This is a genomic window from Croceibacterium ferulae (assembly GCF_003660445.1).
In the GTDB taxonomy this organism is placed as follows: domain Bacteria; phylum Pseudomonadota; class Alphaproteobacteria; order Sphingomonadales; family Sphingomonadaceae; genus Croceibacterium; species Croceibacterium ferulae.
The window spans coordinates 150,761-168,941 of sequence record NZ_QZVQ01000009.1 but is presented as its reverse complement, the minus strand read 5'-3'; the positions used below and the strand labels follow the sequence as shown (position 1 = coordinate 168,941).

The 18,181-nt window shown below is 69.0% G+C and carries 16 protein-coding genes; 9 read left to right on the top strand and 7 right to left on the bottom strand.

The genetic code is table 11. The features are described 5' to 3' along the window. Window positions 1-35 precede the first annotated feature (35 nt). From D5S08_RS12165 to D5S08_RS12150, 4 genes are all read left to right on the top strand, one after another. Complete coding sequence (locus D5S08_RS12165; protein WP_121119052.1) at window positions 36-1,841, top strand: aminopeptidase P family protein; 1,806 nt, start codon at window positions 36-38, stop codon at window positions 1,839-1,841. Window positions 1,842-2,034: 193 nt separating this feature from the next. Then, window positions 2,035-2,553, top strand: a complete 519-nt coding sequence (locus tag D5S08_RS12160) for an EF-hand domain-containing protein (RefSeq protein WP_338322980.1) — start codon at window positions 2,035-2,037, stop codon at window positions 2,551-2,553. Between the two features lies 1 nt (window position 2,554). Beyond that, on the top strand, window positions 2,555-3,313 hold the full coding sequence (locus D5S08_RS12155; RefSeq protein WP_121118889.1) for a response regulator: 759 nt from the start codon (window positions 2,555-2,557) through the stop codon (window positions 3,311-3,313). 4 nt (window positions 3,314-3,317) lie between these two features. Then, entirely contained in the window at window positions 3,318-4,718 is a 1,401-nt protein-coding gene (locus tag D5S08_RS12150) for a sensor histidine kinase (protein WP_241557377.1), read from the top strand. A 295-nt stretch (window positions 4,719-5,013) separates the two neighbouring features. Here D5S08_RS12150 and D5S08_RS12145 read toward each other — a convergent pair whose 3' ends face one another. The 4 genes from D5S08_RS12145 to D5S08_RS12130 form a co-directional block, all read right to left on the bottom strand. Continuing rightward, a complete protein-coding gene (locus D5S08_RS12145; RefSeq protein ID WP_121119046.1) occupies window positions 5,014-5,670 on the bottom strand; it encodes a LolA family protein in 657 nt (218 codons plus the stop codon). Between the two features lie 106 nt (window positions 5,671-5,776). Beyond that, entirely contained in the window at window positions 5,777-5,944 is a 168-nt protein-coding gene (gene rpmG, locus D5S08_RS12140) for a 50S ribosomal protein L33 (RefSeq protein WP_039097412.1), read from the bottom strand. A 122-nt stretch (window positions 5,945-6,066) separates the two neighbouring features. Then, window positions 6,067-6,471 carry an alternative ribosome rescue aminoacyl-tRNA hydrolase ArfB gene (gene arfB / locus D5S08_RS12135; protein ID WP_121118887.1) on the bottom strand — a complete coding sequence of 135 codons (405 nt, stop codon included), beginning with the start codon at window positions 6,469-6,471 and terminating at the stop codon, window positions 6,067-6,069. Then, a complete protein-coding gene (locus tag D5S08_RS12130) occupies window positions 6,464-7,132 on the bottom strand; it encodes an RluA family pseudouridine synthase (protein ID WP_121118885.1) in 669 nt (222 codons plus the stop codon). Before D5S08_RS12130 ends, arfB begins: the two co-directional genes overlap by 8 nt. A gap of 61 nt (window positions 7,133-7,193) precedes the next feature. On the opposite strand from D5S08_RS12130, the gene uvsE reads away from it, so the two are divergent. Both uvsE and D5S08_RS12120 read left to right on the top strand, forming a co-directional pair. After that, window positions 7,194-8,318 carry a UV DNA damage repair endonuclease UvsE gene (gene uvsE / locus D5S08_RS12125; RefSeq protein WP_175578932.1) on the top strand — a complete coding sequence of 375 codons (1,125 nt, stop codon included), beginning with the start codon at window positions 7,194-7,196 and terminating at the stop codon, window positions 8,316-8,318. A gap of 4 nt (window positions 8,319-8,322) precedes the next feature. Beyond that, entirely contained in the window at window positions 8,323-9,258 is a 936-nt protein-coding gene (locus D5S08_RS12120) for an alpha/beta fold hydrolase (RefSeq protein WP_121118883.1), read from the top strand. On the opposite strand, the gene D5S08_RS12115 is transcribed toward D5S08_RS12120, so the two are convergent. Genes D5S08_RS12115 through D5S08_RS12105 form a run of 3 tightly spaced genes read right to left on the bottom strand, consistent with a single transcriptional unit; the run spans window position 9,191 to window position 14,936 of the window. After that, window positions 9,191-10,366, bottom strand: coding sequence for a pyridoxal phosphate-dependent aminotransferase (locus D5S08_RS12115; RefSeq protein ID WP_241557376.1), 1,176 nt, complete (start codon window positions 10,364-10,366; stop codon window positions 9,191-9,193). The two genes, D5S08_RS12120 and D5S08_RS12115, sit on opposite strands and share 68 nt — an antisense overlap. After that, window positions 10,363-12,180: an aminodeoxychorismate synthase component I gene (pabB, locus tag D5S08_RS12110; RefSeq protein WP_121118881.1), complete on the bottom strand. Its 1,818-nt coding sequence runs from the start codon at window positions 12,178-12,180 to the stop codon at window positions 10,363-10,365. The genes D5S08_RS12115 and pabB overlap by 4 nt, the downstream gene beginning before the upstream one ends. 53 nt (window positions 12,181-12,233) lie before the next feature. Beyond that, the gene (locus tag D5S08_RS12105; RefSeq protein ID WP_162301974.1) at window positions 12,234-14,936 is read right to left on the bottom strand and encodes a M1 family metallopeptidase; all 2,703 of its coding nucleotides are present in this window, start codon (window positions 14,934-14,936) and stop codon (window positions 12,234-12,236) included. Between the two features lie 111 nt (window positions 14,937-15,047). On the opposite strand from D5S08_RS12105, the gene D5S08_RS12100 reads away from it, so the two are divergent. The 3 genes from D5S08_RS12100 to D5S08_RS12090 all read left to right on the top strand — a co-directional run bounded on the left by D5S08_RS12100 (window position 15,048) and on the right by D5S08_RS12090 (window position 18,165). Beyond that, window positions 15,048-15,845, top strand: a complete 798-nt coding sequence (locus tag D5S08_RS12100; RefSeq protein WP_121118877.1) for an exodeoxyribonuclease III — start codon at window positions 15,048-15,050, stop codon at window positions 15,843-15,845. A gap of 32 nt (window positions 15,846-15,877) precedes the next feature. Next, on the top strand, window positions 15,878-16,903 hold the full coding sequence (ribA, locus tag D5S08_RS12095) for a GTP cyclohydrolase II (RefSeq protein ID WP_241557375.1): 1,026 nt from the start codon (window positions 15,878-15,880) through the stop codon (window positions 16,901-16,903). Between the two features lie 86 nt (window positions 16,904-16,989). Next, window positions 16,990-18,165 carry a GGDEF domain-containing protein gene (locus D5S08_RS12090; RefSeq protein WP_121118875.1) on the top strand — a complete coding sequence of 392 codons (1,176 nt, stop codon included), beginning with the start codon at window positions 16,990-16,992 and terminating at the stop codon, window positions 18,163-18,165. The last annotated feature ends 16 nt before the right edge of the window (window positions 18,166-18,181 follow it).

Here is an 18,181-nt window from a genome sequence, read left to right as displayed (position 1 = left end):
TACCGACCGCAAGCGAGGACAGATTTTCGATGCTGATGCAGACACACGCAAACCGGCTGAAGGCCCTGCGCGCCCAGATGGAGCGGCAGCAGCTCGCCGGCTGGATCGTGCCGATCGCCGACGAGCACATGAGCGAATATGTGGGCGGTTATGCCCAGCGGCTGCATTGGCTGACCGGCTTCGCCGGCAGCGCGGGCAGCGCCGTGGTGCTGGCGGAGGATGCGGCGGTGTTCGTCGACGGCCGCTACACCATCCAGGTGCGCGAGCAGGTGGATGGCAGCCTGTTCCGCCACATGGGCGTGCCCAAGGATGATCCGCTGCGCTGGATCGCCGCGACGGCCCCCGCCAGCGCGCGCATCGGTTACGATCCGTGGCTGCACACCAACAGCTGGGCGCAGAACGCCGCCCGCGTGCTGGCGGAGGCAGGGATGGAGCTGGTCGCCAGCCGCGACAATCCGCTGGATGCCGTGTGGCAGGACCGGCCCGCGCCCTCCCCCGCGCCGGCCGTGCCCTATGACGAGGCTCTGGCCGGTCGCAGCAGCGCGGAGAAGCGCGCCGAACTGGCGGAGGCGCTGAAGGCGCGCAAGCTGGACGCGGCGATCATCAGCGCGCTGGACTCGGTCGCCTGGCTGCTCAACATCCGGGGTGTCGATGTGGATCACACGCCGGTCGCGCTCTCCTACCTCATCGCTCAGGCCGACGGCACGGCGGAGCTGTTCATCGCGCCCGAGAAGACCAGCCCCGAACTGCTGCGCCATCTGGGCAATGCCGTGACCGTACGCGACCGCACTGCGTTCGAGGGGGCGCTGGCGGACCTTGCCGGACGGCGCGTGCTGGTCGATCCGGCCTATGGCGTCGCCGCGATCACGCAGGCGCTGGAAGACGCCGGCGCCACGCCGGTGGCCGAACGCGATCCCACGATCATCACCAAGGCGATCAAGCATCCCGCCGAGCAGGCCGGCCAGCGCGCGGCGCAGGCGCGGGACGGGGCGGCGATCGCCCGCTTCCTGCACTGGCTGGCGACGGAGGTGCCCAAGGGCGGCGAGACGGAACTGTCCGCAGCCGCCCGCCTGCTCGCCTTCCGCGATGCGACCGGGCTGCTGAAGGACACATCCTTCGACACGATCTCCGCCGCCGGGCAGCACGCCGCGCTGCCGCATTATCGCGTCGACGCGGACAGCAACCTGCCCATCCGGCCGGGCAGCGTGTTCCTGATCGATTCGGGCGGACAGTATCTCGACGGCACGACAGACATCACCCGCACCGTGTGGATTCCCGACCCCGCCGGCACGCAGCCCAGCGCGGCGCAGCGGGACCGCTTCACCCGCGTGCTGAAGGGCCACATCGCGCTGGACCGGCAGGTCTTCCCGGCGGGCACCACCGGCGGCGAGCTGGACGTGCTGGCGCGCCAGTTCCTGTGGCTGGACGGGGCCGATTACGCCCATGGCACCGGCCATGGCGTCGGCGCCTTCCTGGGCGTGCATGAAGGGCCGCAGCGTATCGGCAAGCTGAATGCCGGGCAAGCCGGCACCGGTGAGCCGCTGGTCGCAGGCATGATCCTGTCCAACGAGCCCGGCTATTACGAGGCGGGCGCCTATGGCATCCGCACGGAGAACCTGGTGCTGGTGGAACGGCGCGAGTTCCCCGGCGGCGGTGAATGGCTCGGCTTCGAAACCCTGACCTTCGCCCCGATCGACCGGACGCTGGTTGAGCGCACGTTGCTGACCGCGGAGGAGATCGCCTGGTGGAACAGCTATCACGCCCGCACCCGCGCGCTGCTTGCCCCGCAGCTGGATGGTGAGGCGCTGGCCTGGCTGGAGGAGGCCTGCGCGCCGCTGTGACAGCCTTGCAGCCTCATGAACACGCCCGTGCGCAAACGACAAACTGCGACACTTTCGCCGGTATCGGGCATAGGCGTGTTACCAGCAGGTCCTAGAACGGCATTCATGGACAGCGGGGCATCGGGCTTCCCCTTTCCCCGACCCGCCCGATGCATCGCTGTTCGCCTTTTTCCCCATTCACGGGAGACCTGACGTGAAGATACCTTCGATACTGGCCCTCGGCTCGGCCGCTGCCGCGCTGCTGGCGATCCCCGCCATCGCCCAGGACGCCGCGCCCGGCTCCCCCGCCCGTTCCGCGCGGATGGCCGCGGAAATGACCCGCGCCCAGGCCGAGCAGATGGCGGCGACCGCCTTCGCCCGAATGGATGCGAACGGCGACGGCAAGCTGGATGCGGCCGATCGCGCCGCGAAGCAGCAGGCGCGGTTCCAGCGCCTCGATACCGACGGAAATGGCCAGCTGAGCCCGGCAGAGTTCACCGCCCGCCCTGAACGCGCGGAACGGCGCGGTCACCGTGGCGGCCGCGGCATGCGCATGAGCGGCGTGAATGGCAATGAAGTTATCACACAGGCCGATTTCACCGCCCGCGCGCTCGCCAGGTTCGACCAGGCGGATGCGAACAAGGACGGCACGGTCACGCGCGAGGAGCGCCGGGCGGCGCGGCCGCAGCGTTCCGGACGGGCGGGTGGCCAGCCACCCGCGACCATGCAGTAACATGGCAAGTGCTCCGGCCGATCCGGCACCCATCCGGCTGCTGCTGGTCGATGACGAGCCATCCCTGCGCGAGCCCCTGGCGGACTATCTGGTCCGCCAGGGCTTTGCCGTGCGCGCGGCACCCGATGCAGCCCGCGCGCGCAGCCTGCTGGTGGAGGAGCGGCCCGATCTGGTCCTTCTCGACATCATGATGCCGGGCGAGGACGGCCTGTCGCTGTGCCGCCACCTGGTGGAAACGCGCGAGCTGCCGGTCATCCTGCTGACCGCGCGGGGGGAGGCGACCGACCGGATCATCGGGCTGGAAATCGGCGCCGACGATTACGTCGTGAAGCCGTTCGAGCCGCGCGAGCTGGTCGCCCGTATCCGCTCCGTCCTGCGCCGCGCGACCCGCGCGCCCGTGATGACGGAGGAGGATGCGCTGTACGAATTCGACGGCTGGCGGCTCGATCCGCTGAAGCGCCGCCTGACCGATCCCGAGGGCACGGTGGTGCCGATCTCCTCCGCGGAGTTCCGCTTGCTGGTCGCCTTCCTGTCCCATCCGCGCCAGGTGCTCGACCGCGACCGGCTGCTCGACATGGTGCAGGGGCGCGAGGCGCATCTGTTCGATCGCGCGGTCGACAACCAGGTCAGCCGCCTGCGCCGCAAGGTGGAGACGGACAGCCGCGATCCGCGCCTGATCCAGACCGTGTGGGGCGGTGGCTACCGCTTCGCCGCAGATGTGCGCCGGGTGGTGCAAGCCGCAGACCGGCCGGGTGGCTGATCAGATGGGCCGCCTGCATCCCCGGCACTGGCTACCCCGGAGCCTGCTGGGCCAGATGCTGCTGGCGGTCGGCGCCGCGCTGCTGGTGGCGCAGGGCATCTCCGCCGCGCTGCAGCTGCAGGCAGCACGTCAGCGGCAGGAGGCGCGGGCGATCAGCACGCTGGCCTTTCAGCTGGTGTCCGAACCCCGCATGGAATTCGGCCAGCCGCCGCGCCATCGCGACTCGTCACGCTGGCGCCGCCTGCGCATCCAGCGCACCGCCGACTTCCCGCTTCGGCGAGGCGAGCAGCGCGATCCCCGGCGAGAGGCAGCGCTGCGGGCGATCATGGCCGAACAGGGCATCACGCCGGCGCAATTGCTGGTGACCACCCGCATCTGGCGGGACGATCGCTGGGTGATGCGCCAGCTGGCCGATGATGGCGAACTGCAGCGGCAGGACTGGCTGGACTATCCCTTCGTGCTGGCGGCCATGCGCCGCCCCGGCGACAATCACTGGACGGTGGCGCGCGAACCCGTGCCGCAGGACGGCAGCCGCCAGATCTGGCGCCTCGCCTGGCAGACGCTGCTGCTCTACGTCGTGCTGGTGGGCGGGCTGGCGCTGCTACTGCGCCGCATCACCCGGCCGCTGGCGGCCCTGACCGCGCGGGTCGAAAGCTTTGCCCGATCCCGCGATCCTGCCGGACAGCTGGAGCCCACCGGGCCGCAGGACATGCGCCGCCTGATCGTGGCGCACAACGCCATGGAGGCGCGCATCGTTGCCCTGCTGGACGAGAAGGACGTGATGCTGGGCGCCATCGGCCATGATCTCAAGACGCCGTTGACCGCGCTGCGCGTGCGGATCGAGTCGGTACCCGACACGGCCGAGCGCGCGCGCATGGCTGCCACGATCGAGGACATCGTGCGCTCGCTGGACGACATCCTCTCGCTCGCCCGCGTGGGCCGGCCGGGGGAGGAGCCCGAACGCACGGACCTCGCCGCCCTGCTGGATGCGATGGTCGAGGAATATGAGGATATGGGCCAGCCCGTGGAAATGCAGCCGAGCGACCGCCTGCCGATGATGCTGCGCGGATCCTGGTTGCGCCGGGCACTGCGCAACCTGGTCGACAATGCCGTCCGCTATGGCGGCGGGGCGCGCGTATCGCTGGAGCGGACCGCCGGTGTCGCGATCGTGCGGGTGGAAGATGACGGGCCGGGCATTGCGGAGGATGCGCAGGCGGCCATGCTGCTGCCCTTCGCGCGGGGCGAGACATCACGCAATCGCGCTACGGGCGGAGCAGGCTTGGGCCTGACGCTGGCGCGGGCGATTGCCGAACAGGATGGCGGATCGCTGCATCTGGTCAACCGCCACGTAGCCGATGGCACGGTCCGGGGCCTGACCGCCGAACTGCACCTGCCGATTCGCTGACGCTACCAACAATTTCGTCATTGCGAGGAGCCGCAGGCGTAAGAGTCGGTGGCCCGGATCGCTTCGCTACGCTCGCAATGACGATGCGGGATAGACGCCAGGCACAAAAAACCCCCGTCCCGGGGCTGTGGGACGGGGGTTCCTCTTGAGCGTTCGTCACGCTTCACAAGGCGCTGTGGCAGGCGGCAGGGCAACAGGGGGGAAAACCTGCCGCGCCGCACCTTGTGCAATCGATATATGGCTGGCGGGCTTGCTGCAGAATGAATAGCACAGCCCATTCTTGTAACCGTGTGTCTCAGCGCCGGTTGGTGGTGCGCCGCGGGTCGTTGTAGGTGAAGGTCCGGTCGGGCACGGCCATTCCGTACCGCTGGTTGGACAGCCGCACGGTGGTACGCGTGTTCTGCGCGTCCAGCGCCACCCAGCTGGTCAGCTCCAGCCCGCCCGGCGCACCGGCATCACGGGTGAAGACCAGCGTGATCGTGCCATATTCCGGCTTCCCCGGATCCTTGACCGCCACGCTGATGACGTTGGGATTGCCGGTGGACACAAGCTGGCCGAACCGGCGCACGTCGCGATTCGGATCGAGCAGCGCACCGAGGGGCGAATTGCTGATCGGATAACGCTGCACCTGCCGCACATCGTAGTCGATCAGCGTCAGCGCGCGCCCGTCCGACACGACCAGCATGTTCACGTCGCGGCTGTACTGGAATCGGATGCGGCCGGGCCGTTTCAGGGTCAGCGTGCCGCCAACCGTCTGGCCGCTGCGATCGGTCTGGGTGAAGTCCGCCTGCATCGTGTTGATGGCGCGCAATGCGCTCACCACCTGATCGAGCTGGTCGCCGCGGGACTGCGCACGGGCCTGTGCCTGAGCCGGACTGGCCGGAGCAAGGATCGCCAGCGGGGCCGCCAGCGTGAAGGCGGCGGCGGAAAGCAGAAGAGTGCGAGTGATCATGATGCGGCCCTGTGCCAGTGGCATTGAACCGCAGCTTAATCCTGCCGCGCGCCCGGTGTTCCCCAGCGGGATGATCCGGGCCACGCGAATCGGCAGGACCGGCAGCTTACTTGATCTTGCCTTCCTTGAACTCGACATGCTTGCGCACGACGGGATCGTACTTGCGGAACGTCATCTTCTCCGTCGTGTTGCGCGGGTTCTTCTTGGTGACATAGAAGAAACCGGTATCGGCCGTGGAGTTCAGCCGGATCTTGATGGTTGCGGGCTTCGCCATGGGTCCAATTCCACTATCAGTCTGGGGGCGAGACACGCCCGAAACAACAGGGGCGACGCACAGAGGCGCCGCCCATCGGGTGCGCCTGTGCGTCAGCGCTGCACGAGAGTCAAGATCGAACCCTACCAGTCGACCTTGCCACGATTGGCCTTCACGGTGCTGCGGACCTTCTTGCCGGCCAGCCGCTGCATCTTGCCCACGCGGTTCACGCGGCTCTTGGCGCGGGTCTTGGGCACCACCAGCGCTTCCGTGATCAGTTCCGCCATCCGTTCGCGGGCATCGGCGCGGTTGGCCTCCTGCGTCCGGTGGCGGCGTGCATCGATCATGATCTCCCCGCGACCGTTCAGCCGGCTGCCCGCCAGGCCTTTCAGCCGGTGAAACACCTCCGGCGCCAGGCGCAGCTGGTAGATGTTCACCCGCAACTGCACCGCACTCGCCACCTTGTTGACGTTCTGCCCGCCCGGGCCGCTGGCGGTGACGAAGCTTTCGCTCGCCAAGGCCAGTGCACGGGCGACAACGTCATCCATCGGCGGAGGCCGGGTCCGTGAAGCCATGCGCGGCGAAATCGGCCGGCATCGGCGCGACCGCGGCGGCCGGGTCCTTGCCTTCACGCGGCATGGTCAGCGCGGCGGCATGCAGCATCGTGCGCCGGATGCCGGCCTTCTGGCCATAGACCGGATCACCCAGCAGCGGGATGCCGATGCCGCTGGCGGCATGGACGCGGATCTGGTGCGTACGCCCGGTTTCCGGCAGGAACTCCACCAGCGCACGCCCGCCCTGCACGTCCAGCACGCGCCAGCGGGTCAGCGCCGGCTTGCCCTTCTTCGCCGGGATCATCCGCCAGCCATCGTCCGCGCTGCTGATCTTGGACAGGTTCAGCTCGATCGTGCCCTCGGTTTCCGCCGGTACGCCGGCCAGGATGCCCAGATAGCGCTTCACCGGCAGGCGCGCCTCGAACGCGGCGGAAAAGCGCTTCAGCGCCTTGGGGTTGCGCGCCAGCAGCAGGCAGCCGGACGTGTCGGTATCCAGCCGGTGCACCGCTGCGGGCTCCCGCTGGAAGCCCAGCCGCAGGCCGGGCAGGTGGTCGCTCAACGCCGGGCCGCCGGCGCGGGGCCGGTCGATCGACAGCCCCGCAGGCTTGTTGATGATCAGCGCTTCGGCATCTTCGTACAGGATCGGCAGGGTCATGGCCGCGCCCTTAACAGGCTTTTCGCAGGACCGATATGGCAGGCAGCCGCGTTGCTGGGGCATGACCGATCCATCCTACCCCCTGCGCCTGGGCTTCCCCGTGAAGGTCATGGGCCGCCCCGGCGTGAAGACGCAGGACACCCGCCGCTGGCAGAAGGACCCGCACCTCAAATGCTCGCTGGAGCTGCTGGACGGCGTGCTCGACTACCTCGCCAAGGTGCGGATCGACATGTACCGCCTGTCATCCGACATCGCGCCTTACGCCACCCATCCCGACATGCCGCAATTCCATTCCATGGTGGCGGATTCCAATGCGGAACTGCGCGCGTTCGGCAAGAAGGCGAAGGATCTGGGCATCCGCCTGTCCTTCCACCCCAGCCAGTATGTGCTGCTGAACTCGCCCGACCCGGAACTGACCGCCAAGAGCATCTGGGACCTGTCGTCCCAGGCCGAAATGCTGGACCGCATGGAGCTGGATGACGAGGCGGTGATGATCACCCATGTCGGCGGCGTCTATGGCGATCCCGAGGCGTCGCGCGCGCGCTGGATCGAAGGGTGGAACAAGTGCCCCGAACATGTGCAGCGCCGGCTGGTGCTGGAAAATGACGACATCCGCTTCAGCGCCGCCGACGCGCTATGGATTCACGAGCGGACCGGCGTGCGGCTGGTATTCGATTACCAGCACTTCTGGTGCCTCAATCCCGAGCGGCTGGAGATCCGCGACACGTTCGAGAAGTTCATCAACACCTGGCCCGAAGGCTGCCGACCCAAGATGCACTTCTCCAGCCCTCGCACGGAACTGCGTGAGATCAAGCAGAAGATCGTGCCTGGCAAGAAGCCGAAGAAGGGCGAGCTGCTGCTGACCAAGCCCAAGGCCGGCGCTCGCATAAAGACGGTGCTGCGCCCGCCGGTATGGACCGGGCACAGCGATTTCACCAACCCGTTCGAATTCGCCACCTTCATGCGCATGGCCGAAGGGCTGGTGTTCGACGTGATGCTGGAAGGCAAGAGCAAGGACCTGTCGCTGCTACGCCTGCGCGGCGACCTGGTCCGCTACGCCCCCGATGTCGCCGCCCGCTTCGGCGTCACCGACGCCGCGCTGGCCGACGAGGCGCTGGTGCTGGCCAATGCCGATGCGGAGGAGGAGCCGGACGTGGACGAAGGCTACAGCGAAGCGGCGGAGTAGCGCGATGCCGGACGGCTTCCGCCACAGCTTCGTGGACGCCGCCGGTACGCGCCTCCATTACGTGCAGGCCGGGCCGGAAGACGGCCCGCCGATCATCCTGCTGCATGGCTTCCCTGAGTTCTGGTGGAGCTGGCGCAAGCAGATCCCCGCATTGGCGACCGCCGGCCTGAGGGTGATCGTCCCGGACATGCGGGGCTATGGCCGCAGCGACTGTCCTAAAGGCGTGTCCTCCTATCATCTGGATCACCTGACGGGCGACATTGTCGCGCTCGCCGATGCGCTGGACATCCGGCAGTTCGATCTCGTCGGCCATGACTGGGGCGGGATCGTGGCCTGGGCAGTGGCGGCCTTCCACCCGGAGCGGGTGAGCAGGCTCGTCATCCTCGACGCGCCGCATCTGGACGTGATGCGCGCCGTCATCCGCCACAGGCCGCAGCAAGCGCTGCGCAGCGCCTATATCGGCTTCTTCCAGCTTCCCTTCCTGCCGGAGGCGGTGCTCTCCGCGCGCAACTTCCGCGCGCTGGAACTCATGCTCGCCAGGACGGCGCGGCCCGGCACCTTCAGTGCTGATGATCTCGCCCGGTACAAGGAGCAATGGGCGCAGCCGGGGCGGCTCACGGCCATGCTCGACTATTACCGGGCCCTGATGCGCCGGTCGCGCCGGCCACTTGGGACCATCGAGGTTCCGGTGCGGATCCTGTGGGGGCGGCAGGACCAGGCGTTGCTGCCGGAACTGGCGGAGGCAAGCGCCGCGCAATGCCGCGACGCGGAGCTGATCATCCATGACGGCGCAACCCACTGGCTGCACCTGGAGGAGCCTTCCTGGGTTGCCGGTCAGATCCTCGACTTCGTCCGGATCCGGCCCCCCGGCCTTACTGCACCGCCGCCGCGATCCGGCGCATGGCATCCGCCAGCAGCGCCTCGTCCGCAGCAAAGCTGATGCGGAAGCCGAAGCTGCCGCCGAAGGCACTGGCGGCGACCACCGCCACGCCATGTTCCAGCAGGTGCAGCGCCAGCTTGGTGTCGTCACCGCCGAAACGGTCGTGCAGCGGCGCGGCATCGACCAGGCAGTAGAAGGCGCCATCGGGCACAGGGGTGGACAGCCCCGGTTCCGCATTCACAGCGGCCACGACCATGTCCCGACGGCTGCGGAACGTCTCCCGCCATCCGGACAGGAAATCCTGCGGGCCATTGAACGCCGCCACGGCAGCCGCCTGGCTGATGGAGGCGGGGTTGCCGCAGGCGTTGGATTGCAGCCGGCCCATCGCCTCGATCAGCCAGGCAGGGCCAGTGGCGACGCCGATGCGGAAACCGGTCATTGCATGGCTCTTCGACACACCCGAGACGGTCAGCACGCGCTCCGCCAGATCCGGGTGGCGGGCGGCCAGGGTGACGTGGGCCTGCCCGGTATAGATCAGCGGCGCGTAGATATCGTCCGACATCACCAGCACATGGGGATGCCGGCGCAGCACCTCCGCCACATCGTCCAGCATCGCCGGCGGAAACACCGCGCCGGTCGGGTTGCCGGGGCTGTTCAGCAGCAACCAGCGTGTGCGCGGTGTGATCAGCACCTCCAACGCGGCGGCCTCGAAGCGGAAGCCATCGGCCGCGCTGGTCTGCAGGGGCACCACCGTGCCGCCGGCGAAGCGGACCATCTGCGGGTAGGATACCCACCAGGGCGCGGGGATGATGACCTCATCGCCCTCGCTCACCGTGGCGGCCAGCGCCTCGAAGATCGCCTGCTTGCCGCCGGCGGTGACGATCACCTGTGCGGGATCGGTTGGCAGCCCCAGGTCGCGCGCGAAATGCAGAGCGACAGCCTGCTTCAGCGCCGCGGTGCCGGTGACGGGGGTGTAGCGCGTGTCGCCCGCATCCAGCGCGGCATGGGCGGCGGCCAGCACATGCGGCGGAGTGGCGAAATCCGGTTCCCCCACCGACAGCGAGATAATGTCGCGCCCTTCCGCCCGCAGCGCGCTGGCCCGGTCGGTCATGGCGGTGGTCGGTGAGGCGGCGATGCGCTGCAGCGCGGGGCTGAGATGGGTTGTCATGGTTCCATCAGTTTCGCGGGCATCAGGCCACGCAGGGCATTACCGAGCAGGAAGCCGCCGGCGAGATCGTCCAGCGTCAGCGCGCCTTCGGTGGCGCGGCCTTCCTCCAGCAGCGCGCGCCGGGCGACGCCCGGTAACAGGCCATGCGCCAGCGGCGGAGTTACCAGGCGGCCGGCGCGTTCGACGAAGATAGAGGTGAAGCTGCCCTCGGTGACGAAGCCGTCAGGCCGCACCAGCACGGCCTCCTGCGCCCCGGCTTCCTGGGCGGCAGTCAGCGCCTCCGCATAGAAGGCCCGGTCAGTGGTCTTGTGCCGCAGCCGCCAGTCGCCGGGGCTGACCGGCAAGGGCACCGGCACCACCGGCACCGGCTCGCCCAAGACCGCCGGCAAGGGCCCGCTTTCCAGCGCCAGCGCGCCCGATCGCGCCAGCACCACCCGCAGCCGGGCAGGCGCGGCGAGGTGGCCGATCGCCTGCTCGATCGCGGCGGCGATGGCGGCACGGTCGCAGGCAAGGCCCAGTTCCGCGGCGCTCCGCTCCAGCCGGTCGAGATGCAGGCCCAGCAGCGCGACCCCGGCATCAGGCGTGGCGCGCATCGTCTCGATCAGGTCGTGCCCACCGGCGCGCCCGCGCAGGAAGCCGCCCTTGACCTGCGTTTCCCGCCACTCGGCCATGCCATCACTGTCGGCCACGATGGCGCCGCCCACGCCCATGACCGCCCCGTGTCGGCCATTCTCGCCCGGGGTCAGGCGAACGGTGCGGATGGCGACGGAGAAGCTCGCCCGCTCGGCCCCGCCGGCATCCGTGCCGATCCGGCCGATCGCCCCGCAATAGGGACCGCGCGCATCGGGTTCGACCGCGTCGATCAGTTCCATGGCACGGATCTTGGGGGCGCCGGTGATCGAGCCGCAGGGGAACAGCGCGCGCAGCACGTCCATCGCGCCCCGGCCCGGCGCCAGATCGGCGCTGACGGTGGAGGTCATGGCATGGATGGTGGGATAGGTTTCCACCGCAAAGGCATCGCTCACCCGCACGCTGCCGGCCCTGGCGACCCGCGCCAGATCGTTGCGCAGCAGGTCCGTGATCATCAGGTTCTCCGCCCGTTCCTTGGCCGAGGCAGCGAGTTCGGCGGCGAGCGCCGCATCCTGCGCCGCGTCGGCCCCGCGCGGGCGAGTGCCCTTCATCGGGCGGGTCGTGATGGTGCCGCCATCCAGCGCGAAGAACAGTTCGGGGCTGAAGCTTAGCAGCCAGTGCGACCCGTCGAACACCAGCGCGCCATGCCCGCCCCGCGCATCGCCACGTATGGCGGCATAGAGCGCGAAGGGATCGCCGGTGGCACCGCCAACCAGCGGCAGGGTCAGGTTCGCCTGGTAGATGTCGCCCGCGGCAATGGCGTCCTGCAACTGGTCGAACGCGCCCAGATAGTCGCCAATCGTGCGCGCCGGAGCGAGCGGGCCGATGCTGGCGGCGATGTCTCCGCCGGCGCCGCTATCCTGCGCCGCCAGCCAGGCCGGCAGGTCGGCGATCGGCTCGGCATGCGCGAACAGGCCGAACCACACCAGCGGCCCGGCCGCACCGCTGCGCGGCGCCGCGCGATCGGCCAGGCGCGGCTCCAGCGCGAGGCCCGCCTCGTAAGCGAGGTAGCCGGCCAGCGTGCCGCCGCTGGTCCGCCGCGCGGCATCTGCCGCTGCCAGCACCGGCAGCACCTCGTGCGGCTGACGCGCGACGAACACTTGCACGGGCGCCTGCAGCAGCAGAGCGCCCGCGCCGCCGGCACTGGCATCGTCGAGCAGAACAAAGGGTTGGGGGGCGGCCATGTGCGGCTCCTAGAGTCCAGACCGCCCCGTTGTCTATCGCCTGCGAACCGCGATCACCGCGCCTCCAGCCGCAGCCAGCCGGAGATCTGCTCGCGCATGCGCGGGTTCGCTTCCAGCTGCTGCTCGATACCGCCGATCACCCGATCGATCGGCACCTGCTCGTCCGCCGGGGTGGCGGCGCGCAGGGTGCGCAGCTTGCCGATGATCGCGGGATCCTGCGAAGCGGAGGCCAGCCCGGCGAAGTAACGCGCGCGGGCCGAATTATCGACCAGCTTCTCCACCGCCGCACGATTCTCGATCGCGAAGTCGTAGGCCAGTTCGGGATGCTCGCTCGCCACCGCGCTGATGATCCGCGCGCTGGAGGTGCCCGCCTCGCCCGACAGCGACAGGGCCAGCGCCCGTCGCGCCAGCGCCTCGTCCGCCACCGCGCCCAGCCGCTGGTAATAGGTCTGCCGTTCGACGGTGCTGCCGGAGGTGGAGGCCAGCCGCGCCAGCAGCTCCCACTGTTCCGGCGTGGCATTGCGCGCGGTCAGCGCCAGCCAGGTGGCCTTCAGCGGGCCGTCCAGCGCCTTCGGATTGGTCGCCAGCGCGGCGAACAGGCGGTTGCCTTCGGCCAGCACGGTGGGCTCGCCCATATTGCCCAGCACGGAGATCAGCTCGGACCGCAGATTGGCCTCCGCCACCGTGTCCGCCGCGCGCTGTTCCCAGCCCATCCGGCGCAGCACGGGCAGGTACTTGGCCACCGCCAGATTGCGCAGGCGGGTCTTGTCCGCCTCCGTTTCCAGCAGGTCGTAGGCCGCGCCCCAGCGGGACACCGCGCTTTCGGTCACCACCGGATTGGCGTCGGCCGGGATCGCAGCCAGCAGGTCCAGCGCCGGGCCGACTGGCTGGTAGCCGGCCTGCGCCAGCGACCAGTTGTCGCGCATCAGGCCGAGCTGGTCGATCGGCTGCAGCCGCGCCATGCCGCGCGCCAGCTCGGCCACCATCGGGGCGGAATACAGGGTGCGGAAGTAGCCCAGCTGCCCGCCATTCACGATCACCGGGCCGCAACCGGGCAGTACCATCGTGGTCTGGCCCTGCAGCACTTCGCGCACAGGGGCAGCGGTGCCGACCTGCACGTTCAGCGGCACGCGCCAGCGCGTGGGATTGGCGGCCACCGCCTCGCGCCGGTCGCGGCTGAACTCGCTCTGGCTCAGCGACAGGCGGGTGCGGCCATCGGTGCAGGTCGCTTCCGCCATCACCAGCGGCACGCCGGGCTGGCGGGTGAAGTCATGCGCGATGTCGGTCAGCCCGGTCGCGCCGGCACCTTCCACCGCGGACCACAGATCGTCGCTGACCGTGTTGCCGTACTGATGTTCGGCCATGTAGCCGCGGATACCCTGGCGCCACACATCCTCGCCCGCGAAGGCTTCCAGCATGGCGATCACTGCCTCGCCCTTCTGATAGGCGATGGCGTCGAACGCCTGGTTGGTCTCGCTGACTGTGCGGATCGGCTGCACCACCGGATGCGTGCTGACCAGGCTGTCCAGCCCCATGGCCGCCTCGCGCCCGCCGACACGGCTGAGCAGCGCGTGCCATTGCGGGTTGAAGTGGTCGGTCGCCTTGGTTTCCATCCAGCTGGCGAAGCCTTCGTTCAGCCACAGATCGTCCCACCATGCCATGGTGACGATGTCGCCGAACCACTGGTGCGCAACCTCGTGTGCCTGCGTGGTGTACAGCTGCTGCCGGCTGGCGGCACTGGCGATGGCGGGGTCTTCCAGCAGGATGCGTTCGAAGGTGAACACCGCACCCCAGTTTTCCATCGCGCCGAAGAACTGCGATTCGCCGGGGCCGGCGATATTGTCCAGCTTGGGCAGCGGATAATTCACGCCGAAATAGTCGTTGTAGTAGCCGACCATGGGCGCCAGCGTGTCCAGCGCATATTGCGACTGGCTGCCGCTGCCGGTGGGGGCGACGATGCCGACCTCCGTGCCGCCGGCGGCCTGCTTGGTCACCCGCTCGAAATCGCCCAGGCCGAAGAACAGCAGGTAGCTGCTCATCTTGGGGCTGGTGCGGAAGGTCACCCGCTTGGTGCCGTTGCCCAGGTCCTGCTCGGCCGCGACCGGCATGTTGCTCAGCGCCATCTGGCCGGTGGGCACGGTGGCGGACAGGTCGAACGTCGCCTTGTAGCTCGGCTCGTCGAACATCGGCGCGAAGCGGCGGGCGTCGGGCGCTTCGAACTGGGTGAACAGCCCGCGCACCTGCTGCCCCGTGCGCTTGTCCGGGTAATCGAGCGCGAACAGGCCGTTCGCCTGCGTGTTGATGATGCCGGCATAGCTCAGGTCGACGCGGTAGCGGCCCGGATCGATGGCGCGCGGCGCGGTCAGGGTCACGGTCTGCGCATCCGCGTCGACGCGCGTGCGCAGCGGCACGATCGTGCCGCTGCCGTCGACCGGCAGCAGGCGCGCGGCCGAGAAGGTCAGGTCTAGCGCGTGCAGCACCAGCGTGTCGGTGCGTTCGAACACCTCCATGTCGATGGTGGTGGTACCCACGAAGCTGAGATTGGCAGCGTCAGGGATGACGTCGATCGTGTAATGCAGCGGGCGCGCGGTGCGCGGCAGATCCGTGTTGACGGATGCGGGCAGCGGCTGCGTGGTCAGGCCGGCCGCCATGGCGCTGTCCGCACCCCCGCCGGTCGAGGTCGCGGTGGTGGCGCAGCCAGCCAGCAGTGCGGCGGGGGCAATGGAGCACAGGGCAGCGGCGAAAATGCGCTTCAACGGGACTCTCCGGGCAAACATGTTGCGAATGCAACCGTCATTGGCGCAACCCTTTGCCGGGTGCAAGCGGCGCTCTTGCTGCGTCTGCCAGCTGCCCCTATCGGGCACGTCATGGTCAAGATCGCGAGCTGGAACATCAACTCCGTCCGCCTGCGCATGCCGCTGGTCGAGCGGCTGCTGCGCGAGGAAGCGCCGGACGTCCTGTGCCTGCAGGAGATCAAGACGGTGGCCGAGCACTTCCCTGCCGCCGAGCTGGCCGCGCTGGGCTACGAGCATCAGGTGATCCACGGGCAGAAGGGCTATCACGGCGTCGCCACGATCAGCCGGATCCCCTTGCGCGAAGTGTCGCGGCATGACTGGCAGGACAATGGCGAGGCGCGCCATGTGGGCGTGGAACTGACCGGGCCGCAGGGCCAGGGGATGGTGGTCGAGAATGTCTATGTGCCGGCAGGCGGCGACATTCCTGACCGGGAGCAGAACGTGAAGTTCGGCCAGAAGCTGGATTTCCTGGAACGCATGACCCGCTGGGCCGACACGGTTGATCGGCCGACGCTGATCGTCGGCGATTTCAACATCGCACCGCTGGAATGTGATGTGTGGAGTCACAAGCAGTTGCTGAAGGTCGTCAGCCATACACCGATCGAGGTCGAGGCGCTCGCCCGCTTCGGCGATGCGCATGGCTGGGTGGATCTGGGCCGGCAGCACATCGCGGCACCGGCACGCTATTTCAGCTGGTGGTCCTATCGCTCGGCCAACTGGCAGACCAATGATCGCGGCCGGCGGCTGGACCACATGTGGGCCAGCCCCGATCTTGCCGCCACGGCAACGGCGCACCGCGTGCTGGAACCGGCGCGCGCCTGGGACCGGCCGAGCGACCATGTGCCGCTGGTGACGGAGTTCGCGCTCTGACCGGAGGCTCCAGCAGGCGGGCGGCGCAGGCGGTGGACGCGCTGCGCCATGGCTGGCCGCTGCTGCTGCCCGGCGCGCCGCCGCTGCTGCCGGTGGAAACCGCGCCCGACGGTGCCGCCGCCGCGCCGCGCCTGCTGATCAGCGCCGCGCGGGCGGCCACGCTGAAGCTGGCGAACCAGCGCGATGCGGCCGACCCGCATGCGCCCGTGCTGATCCGCGATGTCGCGCCGGTCGATCTCGTCACCGCGCGCGCCATCGCGGACCCGGTGCTGGACCTGGCGACGCCGCTGAAGGGGCCGTTCGCCAGCGAGCCGCTGCCTTGGCAGGACGCGGCGGCGGCGGCGCTGGAGCTGGCGCGGATCGCCGGCATTTTGCCCGCCTTCCTGGTCGATCCCCTGCCCGCGGGCGAGGCGGTCGAGGTCACGCCGGCCGACGTCACTGCGCTGGCCGATCCCGCGCGCCTGTTCATCGCCACCCGCACCAGCCTGCCGGTGGCGCGGGCGGAGGATGCGCAGATCGCGGTGTTCCGTGCGCCCGACGATCTGCGCGAGCATGTCGCGCTGATCATCGGCCAGCAGAGCAGCGAACGGGTGCCGCTGGTGCGGCTGCATTCCGAATGCCTGACGGGCGATATCCTGGGCAGCTTGCGCTGCGATTGCGGCCCGCAGCTGGATGCCGCGTTGGCGGCCATGGCGGCGGAGGCGGCGAATGGCGGCTGGGGCGTGCTGCTGTATCTGCGGCAGGAAGGGCGCGGAATCGGCCTGGTCAACAAGATGCGCGCCTACCGCCTGCAGGATCAGGGCTTCGACACGCTGGAGGCGAACAATCGTCTGGGCTTCCCGGCGGAGGCGCGCGACTTCCCGGTGGCGGCGCGTATGCTGGACCTGCTGGGCGCGCCGACCATCCGGCTGCTGACCAACAACCCGGCCAAGGTCGCCGCGCTGCAGGCGGCGGGCGTGACCGTGGCTGAACGGGTGCCGCACCAGTTGCCGGCCAATCCGCATAACCAGCGATATCTGGACACGAAGCGCGACGCGGCGGGGCACCTGCTGGTCTAGGTGCCTGTCCTGCCGGCCGGGCCGGGTTCGTTAAGCAGAAATTTGGGAATTCCGCTTACGTCGGAGATCGGGCTCAGGGGTGGGCAATGCATTTCGATCTTCTTACGCTTTACTATCTCGCGATCGGGACGCTCCTGCTCAGTGCTGCGCTGACGCTGTGGGACCGGCAGGCGCACCCGCAGCGTGGCCGTGAACTGCGGATCGCCGCTATCGGCTATGTGGTCCTGGCCGCCGGGTGCGTGCTGGCGACATCGCGGAACGATCTGCCCTATGTATCGGGTGCTCTCCTCAGCAATGTCGTCCTGACCTCCGGCTATCTGGTCGTGCTGCATGCCGTTGCGCAAATGAACGGCCGCAGCCACCGGATTGCGTCCCTTGCGCTGATCCTTGGTCTGGCTGCCACCTGGGCTGTCGCCGGTGCCGGATGGAAAGACCATATGTGGAACCACGTCAGCGCGGTTCCCATCGCCCTGGTCAGCGCGATGACTGCCCTGGAGGTCCGCAACAGCCGCCCTCTCCAGACATTGCGATCCCGGCACATCTTCGTCGCGGTGAGTGCCGGCCACGCACTGTTCTACGCCGCGCGCGCCTGTATCCTGCCGCTGTGCGTGGCGCAGTTCGGACCCGAAGCCCTGGCGATCGCGGCCAAGGCGACGATGTATGAAGGCGTGCTGTATTCCGTCGGCCTGCCGATGGCGCTGCTGGGGCTCGTGCGGGAAGAAGCGCATGAACGTGTGCTGGGCGCGTCGCGCACCGACTATCTGACGGGCCTGGCCAACCGCCGCTGGTTCTTCGAACAGGGCGGGCGCATCATCCGCGACGCGCCGGCTGGCCAGCCAATATCGTTGCTGGCCTTCGATCTCGATCATTTCAAATCGATCAACGACACGTTCGGGCATGCTGCGGGTGACGAGGTGCTCAGGCTGTTCGCGCAAGCCGTGCAGGCCCGGGCAGGCGCCGATACCTTGCTGGCCCGCATCGGCGGCGAGGAATTTGCCGCGCTCCTGCCTGGATGTGGCGGGCAGCATGCCATGGTCGCCGGGCAGGCCATCGCCAGAGCGTTCAAAGCCGCCGTCGCGGGCGATGGCAGGTATGGCAGGCTGAACGCCACCGTCAGCATCGGCGTGTCCGAACATCCGTTCGACGGCGCCGATCTGGGCAGATTGCTGTCGGCGGCGGATCGCGCGCTGTACACCGCGAAGGCTCGTGGGCGTGACAGGATCGAACTGGCGCCGCCATTGGAACTGGCGGTTGCATGCTGACGCTGCCAACAGCCAT